Raw genomic sequence first — 17835 nt, 5'->3', positions numbered from 1 at the left:
TCCAGGCTCATGGGGTCAAAATATCCCGCCCGGAAAAAGCACGGGTACTGTTCAAAGTCGTCCTTCAGAACTGGTTTCAATGAACTGCGCCGCCGCCTTCGCACAAACGACACTCCCCTCATCACAGGTAAAAAATACACCATCAGAAAACGCTTCAGACCGAGAATCGCGTAGTGTGGCGGTTTTGTCAGATCTTGTTGCTATCCCTCTGAACTCTTTGATCTTTGCGACGTAGTTTTCCACCAGATGCCGCCATTTGTAGACCTCCACATCATAATCACGCTGGATGTTGCGGTTGGCTTTGGGCGGGATCACGGCAGTTGCACCGCGGTGGTTGAGGTCTTGCATCAGCCAGTCCGCATCGAACGCCTTGTCCATTGCCCGGCAGGGTATTTCCGCAGGAAATATCCCGAGAGGGGGCGAGCAGCACATCAAAAGAAACGCCCCTGATCAACTGCGCGACACCTTTCATATCATGCGCTTGTCTCGGCAGCAGCAGGCAGCGCACTAGATTGCCGAGCGCCTCCACTAACGCCACGATCTTGGTCATCAACCCGCCGCGTGAGCGTCCGATGGCTTGAGTTTGAGCCTTCCCCCTTTGCGCCGGTTGCCTTCTGGTGAACCTGAACGATGGTACCCTCCATTGCCCGGCAGGCGATTGCGCAGCAATTTGCCGAGAGGGGATGAGGGCGTATTCGAGGTCGGGATCACCGCTTATAGCTTTGAAAAGACTCTTGAATACTCCGGACCTTGCCCACCGGCGGAACTGGTTGTTGCAGTGACCAAAGGCAGGCGGCAGGTCGCGCCAGGACGAACCTGTGCGCACCCGCCAGAAAATCGCTTCCAGAAACAGGCGATTGTTCTTTGCCGTGGCTCCGGCATCGTTGACCTTACCTGGAAGATGCGGCTCAAGCCGCTGCTCGTTCATTCAAACCTCCATTTTGGAAGTTTGAATCAGAAATCAGGCCCAATGGGAATCCTGATTGTCCACAGACCCCAATTGCTCCAGTTGCACTGAGCAGTCTTTTCATTTGCAAAGGCATGTCATGCGGGACGTCCAATCACCGCATGCGCCGCCATCAGTTGATTGAGGTCTGACCATTCTCCGTGATTTGGGCCAATCAGGGCGCAATCCAGACCCAGCCGGGCGGCGCCAGCGGCATCCGTCTTGGGGTTGTCGCCTATGGTCAGAACACGACGCACCCCCACCCCCAGACGAGCAAGGGCGGCGTGATAGAGCGCGGCTTCGGGTTTGCCGATCACCGTATAGGTCAAGTCCGGCAGGATGCTCAGGATCGCGGCAAGCAGGCTACCGGTTTCGGGAACAGGCACGTGATCGGCGCCGGGGTGGCTTTCATCGGTATTCGCAACATAAAGCTGGGCGCCCTGCGACAGAGAACGCACTATCTCCCTGAGTTCGCCATACCCAAAACTTTCGTCCCGCGTCAGCAGAATATGTGTCGGTGTGACATCGTCCAGCAACAGACCCAGATCCTTGGCATAGGCGCGCAAGGCGCCACTGCCATAGAGGCGAATACGCAGCTCCGCAGTCTGGCCCAGATGGTCCAGGGCCGTGGTGCCCGCGAGAACGATCCGCTGTGGCGGGGCCTTAAGGCCAAGCTGTTTGAGCCGCGCAGATAGCGTGTGGGGTGTATCCGTGGAATTGTTGCTCAGTATGATCAACCTCTCGCCGGCATAATCAAGCAGGGCCTGCGCCCCGGGCAGAACGGTCGAGCCGGAAATCAGACAGCCGTCAAGATCACACAGAAATGCGTCATAGGCGTCAAGCTGCATCAGAACCGCTCCAGATCCTGTGGGGTGACAACATCTGCGGCCTCCTGAGATTCCAGATCGAACACCGGACCGTCATAGGCGAACGAGCAATCATGGATCAGAACATTGCCCGAAGATACGCTGACATATGCAAGGTCAGGGGCCTCCACGCTCCCCATGATCCGTCCAGGCTGGTCGAATTCATGATGAACCTGATGCATCAGCGCCCGCTGGATGTGAAAGGGGATGCCGTGCCACAGCCCGGCGATGGGGCGATGCACATGCCCCATGAACAGATAATCCGGCGTGCGTCCGGCGCGTTCAAAAGCGGCAAGTTCGCCTGCATCGTCGCGCAACCGGATCGCATCCATCGGTGGGATCGACAGATCCATCGGCGGGTGATGCTGGAACAGCAGAACGGGGCGGTCTGCAGGAGCCTGCCGAAGTGCTGTTTCAAGAAAGGACAGGCGCGATGCGCAAAGGCGCCCAAAATGCCCTGGCTCATCTTCGCACAGCGTGTCCAACGTGATCAGGCTGGCCTGATCAAACACATGCAGCCCCTGCACAAACCCGTCTGCATCACAGGGTGCCTCCGGGAACACCGCGCGAAACGGCGCGCGGGCGTCGTGATTGCCGAGCATCAGGATCACGGGGATGTCCAGGCAAGCAAGTTCGCGCAGCAGGCTTTCGTAAGCCTGCTGTTCAGCACGGTCGGTCAGATCGCCCGCGATGACGAGAAAATCGACCTGCGGTAGGGTGGAAAGGAAATCGAGAGCACGGCGCAGGCATGCGCGCGGGTCAAATCCATAAATGGTCTCTCCTTCGGGGACAAAATGCAGATCACTCAGAATGGCGAAGCGGAGGGGAACAGTCATCGGGAATGAATCCTTTGGGTGTATGAGCCGTGGCGAGGGTGGATCTCCACGCCAAATCAATCAGACGGTGCGCAATCAGCGCGGCAAGAGCGCATTTACCTCTTCTACCAAATCATCGCGAAGCTCTTCCATGTTGTGGGCATCACCCACAAAGATGGATTCAAGGTGGTCTTCGATCACCTGCGTCACGGCAAGGCCATTGTCCCCCGGATAGGCGAACCATTCAGACAAGAGCGGAAGCTGGTTCACTGCTGTCAGTTTGTTGGCGTTCTTGGTGTAGAAATCCTCCATCAAAAGCGCATTGGCCACCTTGTTCGGCGGCACATACCCGGTGGTCAGCGCCACAGCAGCGGCCCCTTCACCAGAGGTGGCGAATTTGATGAACTGCCATGCCGCCTCTAGCACTTCGGGATCGTCGGAGCCTGACGTCAGCATCGAGGAATTGCCCCCTGCGGGAAGCGCCTGCGGTGCGCCGTTGATCCCCGGATAGGGCGCGGTGACGAATTCCCAATCGCCGATCTTGGAACGGTCAACAAAGCCGACATAGGCAGTCGAGCTGAAGAACATGGCCAGATCACCGGCAGCCAGTGATTTGGCGGCATCGCCGCCCACGACATTTTTCATGCCGCAATCCTGAAAGATCGCCTTGGCAGTCTCAAGCGCCTTCAGGCCCTCGGGATTGTCCATGTTCAGCTTGCCGTCTTTGATCATCGGCACGCCCTGGCTCCACATCGCGGCCTGCAGCAGCCAGTTGCCCGAGATGTTCCATTCCCAGTACAGCGGCTCCTTGTCGGTGTTAACCTTGATCCTGTTGCAGGCGGCGATCACTTCGTCCCAGGTGCTGGGCAGGGTTTCTACGCCGGCCGCGCGCAGGATGTCCATGTTGTAGAAACTGATCGGGGTCGAGACTGAAAACGGCAGGCCGTAAATTGCGCCGTCAAAGGTCGAAAGATCCAGCATCGCCTTGTGATAGCCATCTGTTTCGAAATCGGCTTCCCTGGCGATATAGGGATCCAGCGGCTTCGCGATGCCACGCTCGACCAGAAGCGCCTGTCGGTTCAGGGCCTGAAACGATACATCGGGCAGCGTGTTGGCCACAGCCTCGCGCAGGACGGTGTTGGTGGCATCCTCGTAATTCTCATAGGTGGCGCGAAAGGTCACCTGGATATCGGGATGGGCCTTTGAAAAGCCCTGCATCATCCGTTCGAATGTCGGATCGAAGGTTGCGGAATAGGCGTAACCGACCTGAATCTCGACCGCCTGTGCCTGTGTGGCGACGACAGTGGCCAGCACCATCGCGCAGAGGGTGAAAGGGTGTTTCATGTTGAGCAGTCCTTTTGGGGGAAGAGAGGAAGAAAGGTTATTTCATGCCCGACAGCGTGATGCCGTCGATGAAGCGGCGCTGCGCGAGCAGGAAGGCCACGACAAGCGGGACAGCGATTATCGTGGCGGTGGCCATCATCGGCCCGTAAAAATCGCCGCCCAGATCACCCTTGAACTCTCGCAAACCCAAGGGCGGGGTGAACAGGCTGCGATCACCGGTGATGACGATGCGGGGCCAGAAATAGTCGTTCCAATGGGCCACGACCGAAAAGATCGCAAAGGCCAGCAGCGCCGGAATGGCCGTAGGCAGCATCACACGCCAGATGATCGCGAATTCGCCCATGCCGTCCATACTCGCAGCGTCGATCAGATCGTCGGGCACCGTCATGAAGAACTGGCGCATGAGGAAGATGCCAAAGGCTGACACGACCCATGGCGCGATAAGCGCAGCATAGCTGTTGGTCAGCCCCAGTTTCGCCAGCATGAGGTAGATCGGCAGGGCGATGGCATGGACGGGGATCAGCAGGCAGAACAGTACAAGGCCTAATGCTGCATCCCGCCCCCAGAACTTGAGCTTTGCCAAGGCGTAGGCTGCTGGGACCGCGATCAGTGTCTGCAGTGCAAAGATAGACGCGGTGACTATCACGCCGTTGAGCAGATAGCGCCAGAGCGGCGCCTTGGTGAAAGCTTGGCTGTAATTGTCGATCACCGGACGCACGAGGCAGTCTGCCTCGGTCCCGCCAAGGTTTGTGCAGCTTTGATCGGTGAACAAAGCTTGGGATCCGAACACACCACCTGTGCCGGTGGCAATCTCAGCCGGAGATTTGAATGAGGTCGAGATCATCACGTAAAACGGCAGCAGCACGATCACGGCCCCCAGGATCAGCAGCAGGTGTGCCAGGGTCTGGCGGGCAGAAAAACGATGGGTCATTGGTAATGCACCTTGCGTTCGATAAAGCGGCGTTGCGCGACGTTGATCAGCATGACGAGTGCCAGAAACAGCACGGTGAGTGCCGCCCCAAGGCCCACGAGGTTCTGGGCGATGCCCTTTTGGTAAATCGCGTAGATCATCACGTAGGTGGATTTTGCCGGTCCGCCGTGGGTCAGGGCCTCGACCGTGTCAAAGACCTGAAACGACCGGATTGTGGTGATCGTGACGACAAAGACGGTGGTGGGGCCAAGCATCGGCCATGTCACCAAGCGGAACCGTTCCCAACCGCGTTTCACCCCGTCCATAGAGGCCGCGCCATAAAGGTCGCTTGGCACAGAGGTCAGGCCGGCAAGATAAAGCACCATGTTGAAGCCAAAGCTTTGCCAGATCCCGATAAAGGCGAGCGTGTAAAGCGCATAATCGCGATCCCCGAGCCAGAGCGGGAAGCCCTCCGTGCAGCCATGCGCGAACCACGACCACCATTCCACCGGCGTGCCACAGCCCATGGCAAGCGTGCGGTTGACGATCCCCAGCGTCGGATGCAGCGCAAATTCCCACACAATCGCCATCGCCAGAAGCGAGGCCATGACCGGCAGGAAATAGACTGTCTTGTAAAAGGATTGCCCGACCTTCAGGGAACGGATCAGCAGCGCCGCGCCCAGCCCCAGAAAGACCGATACCGGCACCACGATAAGCACGTAAAGCACCGTGGCCACAATCATCTTGCGATAAGATGACCCACTGAAGATATCGACGTAGTTGCGCAAACCGACCCAGCTGATGCCGGGGCGGCCCAAAGTGTAATCAGTAAAGGAAAGCAGCGCCGCCACGGTCACCGGAAAAATCAGGATCACGACCAGAAGGATCAGCGCGGGGGCAAACAGCGCCATGCCTGCCCGCGCCTGTCTGCGTTCCGGGCGGGCAATTTTCTGCGGCTTGGATGCAGCGCTTGAGAGCGTCAGGGCATCACACATGGCTTGCCACCCTTTTGAGTGTAGCGACCGATGCTGCCTTGCCCGCGACGTCAAAGCCGCAGATACGCCCTTCGGCGGCACGCAGATGCATCAGATCCCCGACCTTGACCTTGCCCCGCTCGGACGGCGGCAGGCGCAGGGTCACGGGCAGCGGCACACCCGGCACGTCGAGCTGCACGAACAGATCAGAGCCGAGATTTTCGATCAGTCGCACCCGGCCTGACAGGAGTTCATCGTCGTCACAGGGCGCAAGCGCCTCTGGGCGAACCCCCAGATGTTCGACCGGCGGACCGCCGGCGCGCAGGCCGGTCCGCCGGTCACACAGATGGATGGCCCCGCCTGCATCGGTTTCCACCGGCAGGATGTTGATCGCCGGCGAGCCGATGAACTGCGCGACCCTGATGTCATTGGGAAAGTCATAGAGAGCGTCCGGCGTGCCGACCTGCAACAGCTCACCACCCATCATCACCGCGATCCGGTCTGACATGGTCATTGCTTCGGCCTGATCATGGGTAACGTAGACAAAAGTCGCCCCAAGGCTGCGGTTCAGCTGTGCGATCTCCGTGCGCATATGCACGCGCATCTTGGCATCCAGATTGGACAGCGGCTCGTCCAGCAGAAAGGCGGCAGGGTCGCGGACGAGCGCGCGCCCAACGGCCACGCGCTGGCGCTGCCCCCCGGACAGCTGGCCGGGCTTGCGCTCCAGCAGGTGCCCGATATCCAGCATGTCGGCCGCGTCGCGCACGATTGTGGAAATTTCGGCCCGCATCGCGGCACTGCCAGGAAAGGCCCGCCCGATCACCGGCAGCCGCTGCGCCGGCGACAAGCGCCGCATTGTCAATGGTACCGCAATGTTTTCGGCGACGGTGAGGTGCGGGTAAAGCGCGTAGCTCTGGAAAACCATGGCAAGGTCGCGGTCCGCCGCGTGCAGCCCGTCCACCGGAATGCCGCCGATCCGCACCGATCCGCTTGTCTGGCTTTCAAGTCCCGCAAGGATGCGCAGCAGCGTGGATTTCCCACATCCCGATGGCCCGACAAGCGACAGGAATTCGCCATCCGCGATGTTGAGCCCGACGCCCTTGAGCACTTCCGTGTCCCCAAAGGACTTGCGGATGTCTTGAAATTGGATTGTCGCCATGACGGCCCCTCACGCTCTGTTCGAGGGGTTCATAGGAAGTTTCTGCGACAGTCATGTTACGGTTACAGGAAATTCCTATAAGAGGCGCATGAAGACCTTGTTGCCCAAAGATGCGCTTTCTGCGCTGACCCTGGCCCGTCTGCGCGCGCTCAATGCCGTGATGGAAACGGGCAGCTTTTCTGCGGCCGGGCGGCGCATGGCGGTCTCCCAGGCCACCATAAGCCAGCAGCTGCGTGATCTGGAACGGGCGCTGAAAACCAGTCTTTTCAAACGTGTGGCAAACGACATGGTCCCAACCGCACTGTGTCAGGACATCTACAAGACCTCCAGAGAGATCGAGGATGCCGGGCTGCGCATTGCAAAAATTCTCTCGCAGCATAGCATTCTGGAACAGGGTGAATTGCGCGTGGGGCTTGGCAATCCGCTTCCCGGCATGGCCTTGGTCGGCGCGTTTCAAGAGTATTTCCCAAACGTCAACGTCAAGATCGAGATGGGAAGCTGGGGCAAGATCTTTCAGGCGGTGACTGAGGGACGGGTCGACGTTGCTGTTCTTCCCGAAGTTCCCGACGCACCGCGCTTCAAACGTCGCAAGATCCAGAGCCAATCGGTGGTGGCCATCGTTCATCCCACTCACCCGCTGGCCGGGCGTGAAGAGGTCAGCTGCCTTGATCTGCTCTCTGAACGGTTGATTTTTCGCACAGCGGGATCGTCGACCCAGCGTGTGGTCGATGAGGCGTTTCGGCACGCGGCACTTAGCCCGCGCGCTTCCATCGTGCTCGATACCCGGGATGGGGTCCTTGACGCCGTTGTCCACAAACTCGGGGTTGGCTTCATGTGGAGCAAGGGGGCCAGCCGCGTAGACGGCTTTGTTCAGATCCCCTGTCGGGAAATGCGCAAGGAGCGCGCGGATTACGTCTTTTCCCTGAGTTCTACAGAAGGGACCTTGCCCGAGGTGTTCTTTGCCTTTGATGCGCAGAAATTCTGATCTCTGCGCAGCGTAGTATTGCTGCGCAGAACGCTCGCGTCCGGCTTTGTTGTTGAGGGCGGGCAGGCTTTTCGTGCGCGCCCCTCAGGCTCAGCCGCCCAGCGGCAGGCGGAAGCTTAGGTTAACGCGCAGCAGATCACTGCCGCCTTCCACACCGGCCTGCAAAAGTCCCGGCCCCACCTTCATGTCATAGCGCACGCCAGCGGTTGCCGCCGACACATCGTCCCAATCGGTGGTATCAAAACGCGTCGCGCTGCCAAGGGCCGAAAAATCGATTGCATCCGCGTCAAGCGTTGAGGCCGAAATTGCTGCATAGGGCCGCAGACGCCCTGTGCCCAGCTCCATCGGCAGGCCGATCTCCAGCCGGGACCACCCGCCCGAAACATCGCGCGTGCCGATGTTTGCGCCCGTCAGCCCCGAGATGTCGTAGCTGTCAAAGCTCTGCTGCAACCAACCTGCCTCAAGCGCGGCATCAAGACCGGGGCGCGCCGCCTGCATTGGTAGCAGCATTGCGTTGCCCCGCGCCGTCAGCCCCCAGAGCGTGCCATCAGTCTTGCCGTCGCCGCTTGCATTTGCACCTGACTCCAGCTCTGTCCGGGTGATACCACCAAAGGCCGTACCGGAAAGAGTCATCGCAGGGCTTGCCTGCCATTGTGCGCGCAGGCCCGCAACCGTGGCTTTGTGGGTAACATCACCCGCTTCGTGATTCAGGTCCGCATCGTCGCGTGACCAGGACAGCCACAAACCCCAGCGCAGTGCATCGCCGCCGGAATTCCAGCCGACCATGACACCGCCAAGGCCCGCATCATACCCCGCATCGTCGCTGCCCTCTGTGCTGGTGGAGCTGCCCAGCCCGTTGATCCAGACGCCAAGTCCCATGTCCTGCGTCACGGCCGCATGGCCCAGGGTCATGCCGGTATCCAGCATCAAGCGATCCCCCGCACTCAGCGGCGCTGGGTCGATCACCAGCAGGGTGCTTTGTGCATAGATCGAAGGGCCCGCCGTCCGTATCACCTCTGGATCCGATCCGAACCGCAGCGTGCGCGCGGCCTGATCCAGCACTTCGACCCTGTCCGTGCCGGTGCCCATCTCGATAAGCCCGTCGATGATCGATCCGCGCCCCAGCACCAGACGATCATCGCCCTGGCCCAGATTGACGGCAGTGCCGCCAGTCCCGACCAGCGTGCCATAGTTATAGACCGTTTGCGCGCCCTGATCCGCAGGATCGGTTTCAATCGCATGCGCGCCGGTGATCGAGCCGTAATTATAGACGGTCGACGCCGCTGTGGTGATGTCGAAATCGATCCCGTCTTCGCTGCCCTTTGACAGGATCGTGCCGTAGTTCAGCACCGTGCCGTTGTCGATGTCGATCCCGTCCTGATCACCGGTCACGGTGATCGAACCTCTGTTGACCACATAGGCATCGGTGGCGACGTTGATCCCGTCATCCCCCGAGGTGATGGAGCCGTTGTTAAACACCCGGGCGCCGTCGACATTGGCGTTGATCGCCTCGTCCACCGCCGTGATCGTACCGTTGTTGGTGATCGTGCCTGCGCCATCCATCTGGATGCCATCATCCCCGGCAATGATGGTTCCGTTGTTGATGGCGGTCCCCGTACCCTCGATCTTGATCCCGTCGCTCGCGCCGGTCAGCTTGCCGTCGTTGGTGACGGTGCCGTTGCCGCCGGTCTGGATCGCATCACTTTTCGAATTGATCGTGCCGGTATTTGTGATGATGGCATTGTCATTCACGTTCATCCCGTCGCCGTCATCCGTGGTGATGGAGCCAGAATTGATCACCGTGACACCATCCCCGGCATCGATGCCGCGGTCGAAAGCGTCGATGGTGCCGCTGTTGGTGATCTTCCCATCGTCATCGACCTGAATGCCGTCATCAGACGCGGTCAGCCCGCCCGAATTGGTCACATCCGCAACATTGCCCGCTTTTATGGCGTCACCGCCGTTGGCGATGATGCTGCCCGAATTGTTGATTGTCGCAGTATTGTCGGTCTGGATGCCGTCCGATGCCGCGGTAACTGTGCCGCTATTGGAAACCTTAGCAGCGTCGCCAAGGTGAACGCCATCTCCGGACGTCAGGCTGGTGACGAGGCCCGCGTTTGTGACCTGTGCATCGTCGCCACCATCAATGCCGTGATCGCTGTCTCCGGTGACCGATCCGGAGTTGTCCAGCCTGACACCATCGCCGAATTCAAATCCCTGGGCGCCACTGCCGGTCACCACGGCGCCCTCAGACACGGTGATCGAGGCCGAGTCCAGAGCGCTGTCGTTGATCCCCGTTCCACTGCCCGAGCAGGTGATGGTGGCGCCGTCTAACGGGGCGGCAGGGGTACAGGCCGAGGCTGCAAATGCCCGGCCGGTTGGCGCGCAAAGCCCGGCACAGATCGCGGCAGAGCAAAGCAAAATTGCGCGGCGGTTGACAGAACCCATGGCTGAATATCCTCCGAATTAAATGTCTGCGCGGGCTATCGTTCGCGCGTAACGCGATTGTGACAGCTGCGTCACAGCTGTTGAACGTGGCCCAAAGGACACAGCGGGCCGGGGCGCGCCGCCATCGCTGCACATGGCCTCTGCGATCCCGAGCCTTTTCATCCCCTGCGGGGAGTCTCTATATACCGACAACTTGAATATGACCGGAGTATACACCCGTGAGCGCAGAAATCGGCCTGATCGGCCTTGGAACAATGGGCGCGGCTCTCGCGCTCAACATCGCCGAAAAAGGCCATGATATCGCGGTGTTCAACCGCACCCCGTCAAAGACTCGCGATTTTATGGCGGATGTGGGGGAGCTTGCCCCCAGACTCACCCCGACTGAGACGCTTGAAGACTTTGTTCAGGCCATCGCGACACCGCGCACGATCATTCTGATGGTGCTGGCTGGTGAGCCTGTGGACGAACAGATCGCCTTGCTTGAGCCGCTTCTGGACGCGGACGATCTGGTCATTGACGCGGGCAACGCCAATTTTCACGACACCAACCGGCGGATGCGAACCTTGAAACAGCCGTTCCTGGGCATCGGCGTGTCGGGTGGCGAAGAGGGCGCGCGCCACGGCCCCGCGATCATGGGCGGCGGGCCCAAGTCGCTGTGGAACCGCGTCGAGCCGGTGCTGCACGCCATTTCAGCCAAGCACAAGGACGAGCCCTGTGCTGACTGGATGGGCGAAGAGGGGGCAGGCCATTTCGTGAAGGCCGTGCACAACGGCATCGAATATGCTGACATGCAGCTGATCGCCGAGGCCTATGGCATTATGCGTGACGGGCTGGGCCTGGATGCGCAGGCAATTGCGGATACCTTTGCCAAATGGAACGATGGGCCGCTGCGGTCCTACCTGATCGAGATTTCGGGCATTGTCGCGGGAACGACGGATGCTGCGACAAACGGGCCGATCCTGGACGTGATCCTGGATTCAGCCGGGCAAAAGGGCACGGGCCGCTGGACGGCGATCGAGGCGCAGCATCTGGGCGCACCCATCCCGGTGATCGAGGCCGCCGTGGCCGCGCGCAACATGTCCGCCCGCAAGGACGAACGCGGCCGTATGGAAGCGATCTTTGGCGCCGCACCGCAGGGGTTCGCGCCCGCCGAGATGCCGCTTGAGGGGCTGGAGCAGGCACTGATCTGCGGCAAGATCCTGTGTTACGATCAGGGGTTCCGCCTGATTGCTGCCGCATCCGATCAGTTCGGCTGGTCTCTGGACGGCGCGCGCATTGCGCGGGTCTGGCGTGAGGGCTGCATCATCCGCTCAGACATGCTCGATGATATGGCTGCGGCCCTGTCCGACAGCGGGGTCGAAACGCTGATGGCAGCACCGGTCTTTGCCGATCACCTGAAGTCCACCCAGGCTGCGCTGCGCCAGGTGATCGCGACAGCTGTGTCCCATGGGGCTCCCGTTCCCGCCCTGTCTTCGGCGCTGTCCTATCTGGACACGATGCGCACCCATCGCGGCACGGCCAACATGATCCAGGGCCAGCGCGACTATTTCGGGCGCCACGGCTTTGTGCGGCTCGACGATGGCCAAAAGGATCAGCACGGCCCTTGGGCCGGGTGATCCTCTGCGGTGTGCGGTGCGCTTGAAACGCACCGCACACCGCGGGTTTGCGCCCCTTAGAGTTTTGCGGATCACAGCGCAGCCCCAGGCCATCGCCCTAAAATTATGCAGCAATGTGCCCCGGCACAAATTAGATGCAACTCTTTCCTTGCCATGACGTAGTCTGAAATGATTTGATCAAATTAATCATAGAAAGACCCATTCATGATCGAGATCGACACCGTCAGCAAACTCTTCGGCGCGGGGGACAGCGCCTTTCGCGCGCTTGACCGCGTCTCTGTTACGATTAAGGAAAATGAGTTTTTCACCCTGCTCGGTCCGTCCGGCTGCGGCAAGACCACCCTTTTGCGCCTGATCGCCGGGTTCGAGGGGCCGACAAGCGGCAAGATCCTGCTGGACGGACAGGACCTGGCGGACAAGCCGCCCTATCGCCGTCCGGTCAACACCGTGTTCCAATCCTACGCGCTGTTTCCGCACATGACTGTGGCCGAAAATGTCGGTTTCGGTCTGACCATGCTGGGCAAGCCCAAATCCGAGGTTGCCGCAACGGTAAGCGAGATGCTCGCCCTTGTGCGCATGACCAATCTCGCGGATCGCAAGACGTCGCAGATTTCCGGCGGGCAGCAACAGCGTGTCGCCCTTGCCCGCGCACTCGCGCCGCGCCCCAAGGTGTTGCTGCTGGACGAGCCGCTGTCGGCGCTGGACTTCAAGCTGCGCAAGGAAATGCAGCTGGAACTCAAGCGGCTGCAATCGGAAACCGGCATCACCTTTGTCTTTGTGACCCACGATCAGGAAGAGGCGCTGACCATGTCGGACCGCATCGCGGTCATGAGCGGCGGCACCATCCGTCAGATCGGCGGCCCGCGCGAGATCTATGATCAGCCGTCCGAACGCTTTGTTGCGGATTTCATCGGCGACACCAACTTTCTGTCGGCCGAGATGATCGCCCGCACCGGTGACAGCGCCCAGCTGCGGCTGGGGCAGGGGGCCGAGGTGACGGCCCGCGCAGGTCAGGTCGACAAGACCAGCGGGGCGGTCACCCTTGCCATACGCCCCGAACATGCCCGGCTTGTCGCGCTGGACGCCGGGCAGTTGACCGGCACGCTGGACGATATAGTCTATTTCGGCACCGACACCCATTATCACATCACTCTGGACGGGATCGGCACGCGCTTTGTATTGCGCCGTCAGAACAGCCCGGATGAAATGCGCCCGGTGCAGCAGGGGGAAAGGGTGGGCATCGCGCTGGCATCCTCTGCAGGCCAAGTGCTGAAGGATTGACGTGATGAGCCCCAGCCGCACCCGCTTTGCCCTGCTTGCCCCCGCGATGGTGATCCTGTTTTTTGCCGCCGCGGGCCCGCTGGTGATTGTGCTTGTCTATTCCTTTCTGATCCCCGGCGATTACGGCGGCGTGGTCTGGGATTTCTCGACCGATGCATGGTTCGGCGTCGTGGCAGAACGCGACTTTTTCACTGACCAGCTCAGCTGGGCCGATGCGCATCTGAGCGTGTTCTGGCGGTCGATCAAGCTGTCTCTGATGACATCCGTCCTGTCGCTGGTCATCGGATTTCCCACAGCCTACTTCATCGCGACCCGCCCAAAGGGCAGCCGGGATGTCTGGATGCTGTTGATCATGATCCCGTTCTGGACCAACCTTCTGATCCGCACTTTCGCGATCATGGAGCTGATCCGCAATGAAGGCACAATAAACACCGTGCTGATCGCCATGGGTCTTGTCACCCAGCCGATCCAGATGCTCTATACTGAATTTTCCATGCTGGTAGGGATGACCTATGTCTATCTGCCCCTGATGATCCTGCCGATCTATGCGTCGATGGAACGGCTGGATTTCAGCCTGGTCGAGGCGGGCTATGATCTTTACGCCACCCGCTGGCAGGTGCTGCGCCGGGTGATCTTTCCGCTGGTGAAACCGGGTGTGGTGGCGGGATCCATCCTTGTCTTCGTGCCCTGCCTCGGCGCCTATGTGACGCCGCGGGTGCTGGGCGGCGGCAAGCAGCTGATGCTGGGCAATCTGATCGAGCTGCAGTTCGGCCAGTTGCGCAACTGGCCGCTGGGGGCGGCGCTGTCGCTGACACTGCTGGTGATCGTCATGATCGCGCTGATCTTCTACGTCCGCGCCGCCGGGAACGAGGGCAATGCCCATGGCTAAATCCTTTGACGTCCGCCGCCAGCCGGGGTTCACCGCCATTGCGATGCTGTGTTTCGTGCTGCTCTATCTGCCGATCCTTCTGCTCGTGGCCTATTCCTTCAACGCGGGTCAATCCATCTCGCAATGGGAAGGGCTGTCGCTGCGCTGGTACGCCTCGGCCTGGCAGAACGACCAGATCCAGTCGGCCACGATCCTGTCCGTCACCATCGCTGTCACTGCCGCGTTTCTGGCCACATCGGTCGCGGTTCTGGCTGCGCTGGCAACAACCCGGGTCAAACCCTGGCGCGGTCAGACTGTCGCCTTTGCCATGATAAACCAGCCGCTGATGGTGCCCGAGATCGTCACCGCCGTGTCGCTGCTGATCTTCTTTGCGATGATCAAGGTGGCAACGGGCTATACCGGTCTGTGGTATCTGATCATCGCGCATACGGCGTTTTGCATCCCCTTTGCCTATATGCCGATCCGCGCGCGTCTGCAGGGGATGAATCTCAGCCTCGAACAGGCGGGGGCGGATCTTTATGGCACTCCGGTCAAGGTGTTTCGCTACATCACGTTGCCGCAGCTCTGGCCGGGGATTCTGGCGGGCGGCATGCTGTCCTTCGTGATTTCGCTTGACGATGTGGTGATCACCGAATTTGTCAAATCTGCAGGACAGGACACGCTGCCCACCTATATGCTCGGCCAGCTGAGGCGCAATATAACGCCCGAGATCAACGCCATTTCTACCGCGCTTCTGGCCATTTCGATCCTCATGGTCACCGCGATGTTCTTTTTCAGCCGGACGCGTAAATGATCCGGTATCATCCGCCCCGCGGGGCACAATCTCGGGGAGAGATTATATGAAACGCACGGCCCTTCTGACCAGCCTCGCCGCCCTTATTGCGGGCACAGCGCAGGCCGAAGGTCAGCTCAACATCTACAACTGGGGCAATTATACCAGCCCCGAGATGATCGAAAAATTCGAGAAGGAATTTGATATTGCGGTGACCATCACCGATTACGATTCCAACGACACGGCACTGGCCAAGCTCAAGGCCGGGGGCAGCGGGTTCGACATCGTGGTGCCGTCAGGCGCTTACGTGCCGATCTTCATCTCCGAAGGCGTGCTGATGAAGTCGAACCCGAACGAGATGGAAAATTTCAGCAACGTCACTCCGCGCTGGGTGGATGTCGAATTCGATCCGGGCCGGGAATACACCGTTCCGTGGCAGTGGGGCACCGTTGGCATCAGCGTCAACACCAGCATCTACGGCGGTGACATCGACTCCGCCGCCTTGGTCTTCGATCCGCCCGAAGAGTTGAAGGGCAAGATCAACGTCATCCCCGAAATGATCGACGTGATGGGCCTCGCCATCCACTATATGGGTGGTGAGCAATGCACCGGTGACAAGGATGTGCTGGTCAAGGTGCGCGACAAGCTGGTCGAAGCCAAGCCCTCCTGGCTGTCCATGGCCTATGGCAACATCGACAAACTCGCAAATGTGGACATCGCCGCATCGGTCAACTGGAACGGCGCGTCGATGCGCGCACGGCTGCAGAACGAGGATGTGAAATTCGGCTATCCGCAGACCGGTTATTCGATCTGGATGGACAATGCCGCAATCACTGCAGATGCGCAGAATGTCGAAAATGCCCGGCTGTTCCTGAACTTTATCATGCTGCCGGAAAACGCCGCGATGCTGTCGAACTTTGCCCGTTACGCAAACGGCATAACCGGCTCCGAGGCCTTCATGGATGCAGACATGGCCAGCGCTCCCGAGATCAATATCCCCGAGAACCTGCAAGGTGCGGGCTATATCTCGAAAAGCTGCCCGCCCGAGGTGCAGAAGATCTATTCGCAGATCTGGACCGAACTGACCAAATAAGCCAAGCAGGGCGGCGCCCGACGGGGGCCGCCCAATTCATCGACGTTCCTGAAAGAACCCCCATGTCCGCTGCACCCGACCTTGTCATCCTAAACGGTTCCCTGATCACATTTGACGCCGATCTGCCGCGCGCGAGCGCGCTCGCTGTGCGGGACGGCCTTATCCTCGCGGTGAGCGACACCGCCACCATCCGCGATCTGGCCGGCCCCTGCACACGCGTCATCGATGCGCAGGGCGGCAGCGTCCTGCCCGGTTTCATCGACAGCCATGTGCACCTTTTCGGCGGCTCTGTTGAACTTGACTACCTTGATCTGGGCGGTCTCAAGGGATTTGATTCCGTGACCGCCGCTGTCCGCGCACGTTCTGCCGCTGATCCGGATGCGCCGCTGATCTTTGCGGTGCAGGGCGATTACAGCATGTTCGGTGCGCGCCATCGCACCACGCGTCACGATCTGGACCGCGTCCTGCCTGACCGCCCCTTTGCCATGTTCGCATCAGATCATCACACGGTCTGGGCCAACACCCGTGCGCTGGAACTTGCAGGGTTGCTGCAAGGTGGAATGACCGAAGTCGGATCCGAAATCGTCATGGGCGCGGATGGTCTGGCCGAGGGCGAGCTGCGCGAACCGGGCGCCTATGCCCGGCTGCTTGCCATGACCCCCTATGGCGGGCGTGAGCTTGGGGGGCTGGTGACGGGCAAAGACCCGGTGCCGCCAGCCTCTGCTGCCGAACGGACCCGCGACCGCGACGTGATCCGACGCGGGCTGAAACATTGCGCCAGCCACGGCATCACCGGCCTGCACAACATGGACGGCAATTTCTACACGATGGAACTGCTGGCCGAGCTTGAGGCCGAGGGCGATCTGATCTGCCGCACCGAAGTGCCGTTCCATTTCAAATCCGTTGACACGCTTGATCGGTTTGTCGAAGCCGAAGAGATGCGCCGCCGCTGGACCAGTGACCGGCTGTGGTGCAATCGGGTCAAGATGTTCATGGACGGCGTGGTCGAAAGCCACACGGCGCTGATGCTGCGTCCCTATCCGGGCTCTGATCACAGCGGTGACGCGGTGTTCGAGGCAGAGCCGTTCAACGCTGCCTGTATCGAGGCGGACCGCCGCGGGTTCCAGATTGCGACCCATGCGATTGGCGATTTGGCGGTGCGTCGCACGCTGGATGGCTATCAGGCCGCCCGGGATGTGAATGGCCGCCACGATGCGCGCCACCGCATCGAACATATCGAAACGCTGCATGCCGATGATCTGCCGCGCTTTGCCGAACTCGGGGTCGTTGCGTCCTATCAACCTGGCCATGCGCCGTTCGGGCATATCTATCCGGCCGGGGCGATAGATCCGAACCTTTACGATTATCAAAAGCCACTGGCCTATGCCTGGCAAACGCTACGCGAGGCGGGAAACCGTGTGATCTTTTCCACCGATTGGCCGGTGATCAAGGTCGATGTGATGTCGACCCTGCGTGCCGCAACAGCGCCGCTGAAACTGGCGGCCCCCTGGATTGATCAGCGCCAAAGCCTGATGGATGCGCTGGCTTCCTATACAACCGACAACGCTTGGGTCGAATTCAACGAAACGCGCAAGGGCCGTCTGTCCCCAGGTATGATGGCAGATATTGTCGTGATGCGCGACGATCTGGAAGGCATGGACCCGGACCGCTTTGAAGACACCGGCGCGGCCATCACCCTCTCTGGCGGGCGCGTCGTCTTCGAGCGTTGAGTGCTCT

At 60.3% G+C, this 17835-nt stretch carries 16 protein-coding genes; 8 read left to right on the top strand and 8 right to left on the bottom strand.

Annotated features, from left to right (window positions below; genetic code table 11):
* The coding region (locus P775_RS28525; protein ID WP_218967696.1) for a hypothetical protein at positions 1-235 on the top strand (235 nt) is incomplete at its 5' end.
* Between the two features lie 42 nt (positions 236-277).
* Here P775_RS28525 and P775_RS13420 read toward each other — a convergent pair.
* From P775_RS13420 to P775_RS13390, 7 genes are all read right to left on the bottom strand, one after another.
* Complete coding sequence (locus P775_RS13420; protein ID WP_425439908.1) at positions 278-928, bottom strand: IS5 family transposase; 651 nt, start codon at positions 926-928, stop codon at positions 278-280.
* Positions 929-1044: 116 nt separating this feature from the next.
* Positions 1045-1794 (bottom strand): HAD-IIA family hydrolase, encoded by a 750-nt coding sequence (locus P775_RS13415; protein WP_099911458.1) that lies wholly within the window; start codon positions 1792-1794, stop codon positions 1045-1047.
* Positions 1794-2648 carry a phosphodiesterase gene (locus P775_RS13410; protein WP_099911457.1) on the bottom strand — a complete coding sequence of 285 codons (855 nt, stop codon included), beginning with the start codon at positions 2646-2648 and terminating at the stop codon, positions 1794-1796. The genes P775_RS13415 and P775_RS13410 overlap by 1 nt, the downstream gene beginning before the upstream one ends.
* A 75-nt stretch (positions 2649-2723) precedes the next feature.
* Positions 2724-3971, bottom strand: a complete 1248-nt coding sequence (locus P775_RS13405) for an ABC transporter substrate-binding protein (RefSeq protein ID WP_099911456.1) — start codon at positions 3969-3971, stop codon at positions 2724-2726.
* A gap of 37 nt (positions 3972-4008) precedes the next feature.
* Positions 4009-4902 (bottom strand): carbohydrate ABC transporter permease, encoded by an 894-nt coding sequence (locus P775_RS13400; RefSeq protein WP_099911455.1) that lies wholly within the window; start codon positions 4900-4902, stop codon positions 4009-4011.
* Entirely contained in the window at positions 4899-5876 is a 978-nt protein-coding gene (locus P775_RS13395; protein WP_099911454.1) for a carbohydrate ABC transporter permease, read from the bottom strand. The genes P775_RS13400 and P775_RS13395 overlap by 4 nt, the downstream gene beginning before the upstream one ends.
* Positions 5869-7014, bottom strand: coding sequence for an ABC transporter ATP-binding protein (locus tag P775_RS13390; RefSeq protein ID WP_099911453.1), 1146 nt, complete (start codon positions 7012-7014; stop codon positions 5869-5871). Before P775_RS13390 ends, P775_RS13395 begins: the two co-directional genes overlap by 8 nt.
* Before the next feature lie 88 nt (positions 7015-7102).
* On the opposite strand from P775_RS13390, the gene P775_RS13385 reads away from it, so the two are divergent.
* Positions 7103-7999, top strand: a complete 897-nt coding sequence (locus tag P775_RS13385; protein ID WP_180287436.1) for a LysR family transcriptional regulator — start codon at positions 7103-7105, stop codon at positions 7997-7999.
* A 90-nt stretch (positions 8000-8089) separates the two neighbouring features.
* On the opposite strand, the gene P775_RS13380 is transcribed toward P775_RS13385, so the two are convergent.
* Positions 8090-10447 carry a beta strand repeat-containing protein gene (locus P775_RS13380; RefSeq protein ID WP_099911451.1) on the bottom strand — a complete coding sequence of 786 codons (2358 nt, stop codon included), beginning with the start codon at positions 10445-10447 and terminating at the stop codon, positions 8090-8092.
* Between the two features lie 254 nt (positions 10448-10701).
* Between P775_RS13380 and gndA the strand changes: the two genes are divergently transcribed.
* The 6 genes from gndA (at position 10702) to P775_RS13350 (ending at position 17828) form a co-directional block, all read left to right on the top strand.
* Positions 10702-12063 carry an NADP-dependent phosphogluconate dehydrogenase gene (gene gndA / locus P775_RS13375; protein WP_245875689.1) on the top strand — a complete coding sequence of 454 codons (1362 nt, stop codon included), beginning with the start codon at positions 10702-10704 and terminating at the stop codon, positions 12061-12063.
* Positions 12064-12267: 204 nt separating this feature from the next.
* Positions 12268-13344: an ABC transporter ATP-binding protein gene (locus tag P775_RS13370; protein ID WP_099911449.1), complete on the top strand. Its 1077-nt coding sequence runs from the start codon at positions 12268-12270 to the stop codon at positions 13342-13344.
* A 4-nt stretch (positions 13345-13348) separates the two neighbouring features.
* On the top strand, positions 13349-14233 hold the full coding sequence (locus tag P775_RS13365; RefSeq protein ID WP_099911448.1) for an ABC transporter permease: 885 nt from the start codon (positions 13349-13351) through the stop codon (positions 14231-14233).
* Complete coding sequence (locus P775_RS13360; RefSeq protein ID WP_099911464.1) at positions 14226-15026, top strand: ABC transporter permease; 801 nt, start codon at positions 14226-14228, stop codon at positions 15024-15026. Before P775_RS13365 ends, P775_RS13360 begins: the two co-directional genes overlap by 8 nt.
* 46 nt (positions 15027-15072) lie before the next feature.
* Positions 15073-16098, top strand: a complete 1026-nt coding sequence (locus P775_RS13355; protein ID WP_099911447.1) for an ABC transporter substrate-binding protein — start codon at positions 15073-15075, stop codon at positions 16096-16098.
* Positions 16099-16160: 62 nt separating this feature from the next.
* Positions 16161-17828, top strand: coding sequence for an amidohydrolase (locus P775_RS13350; RefSeq protein ID WP_099911446.1), 1668 nt, complete (start codon positions 16161-16163; stop codon positions 17826-17828).
* The last annotated feature ends 7 nt before the right edge of the window (positions 17829-17835 follow it).

Source organism: Puniceibacterium antarcticum (assembly GCF_002760615.1).
Lineage (GTDB): Bacteria > Pseudomonadota > Alphaproteobacteria > Rhodobacterales > Rhodobacteraceae > Puniceibacterium > Puniceibacterium antarcticum.
This window is presented reverse-complemented; position numbering and strand designations above follow the sequence as displayed.

Bases quoted from the DNA above. Each gene is read 5' to 3' on its own strand.
- P775_RS13390 (WP_099911453.1), bottom strand. From the start codon at position 7,014: ATGGCGACAATCCAATTTCAAGACATCCGCAAGTCCTTTGGGGACACG.
- P775_RS13420 (WP_425439908.1), bottom strand. From the start codon at position 928: ATGAACGAGCAGCGGCTTGAGCCGCATCTTCCAGGTAAGGTCAACGAT.
- gndA (WP_245875689.1), top strand. From the start codon at position 10,702: ATGGGCGCGGCTCTCGCGCTCAACATCGCCGAAAAAGGCCATGATATC.
- P775_RS13400 (WP_099911455.1), bottom strand. From the start codon at position 4,902: ATGACCCATCGTTTTTCTGCCCGCCAGACCCTGGCACACCTGCTGCTG.
- P775_RS13370 (WP_099911449.1), top strand. From the start codon at position 12,268: ATGATCGAGATCGACACCGTCAGCAAACTCTTCGGCGCGGGGGACAGC.
- P775_RS13360 (WP_099911464.1), top strand. From the start codon at position 14,226: ATGGCTAAATCCTTTGACGTCCGCCGCCAGCCGGGGTTCACCGCCATT.
- P775_RS13395 (WP_099911454.1), bottom strand. From the start codon at position 5,876: ATGTGTGATGCCCTGACGCTCTCAAGCGCTGCATCCAAGCCGCAGAAA.
- P775_RS13405 (WP_099911456.1), bottom strand. From the start codon at position 3,971: ATGAAACACCCTTTCACCCTCTGCGCGATGGTGCTGGCCACTGTCGTC.
- P775_RS13365 (WP_099911448.1), top strand. From the start codon at position 13,349: ATGAGCCCCAGCCGCACCCGCTTTGCCCTGCTTGCCCCCGCGATGGTG.
- P775_RS13350 (WP_099911446.1), top strand. From the start codon at position 16,161: ATGTCCGCTGCACCCGACCTTGTCATCCTAAACGGTTCCCTGATCACA.
- P775_RS13355 (WP_099911447.1), top strand. From the start codon at position 15,073: ATGAAACGCACGGCCCTTCTGACCAGCCTCGCCGCCCTTATTGCGGGC.
- P775_RS13380 (WP_099911451.1), bottom strand. From the start codon at position 10,447: ATGGGTTCTGTCAACCGCCGCGCAATTTTGCTTTGCTCTGCCGCGATC.
- P775_RS13410 (WP_099911457.1), bottom strand. From the start codon at position 2,648: ATGACTGTTCCCCTCCGCTTCGCCATTCTGAGTGATCTGCATTTTGTC.
- P775_RS13415 (WP_099911458.1), bottom strand. From the start codon at position 1,794: ATGCAGCTTGACGCCTATGACGCATTTCTGTGTGATCTTGACGGCTGT.
- P775_RS13385 (WP_180287436.1), top strand. From the start codon at position 7,103: ATGAAGACCTTGTTGCCCAAAGATGCGCTTTCTGCGCTGACCCTGGCC.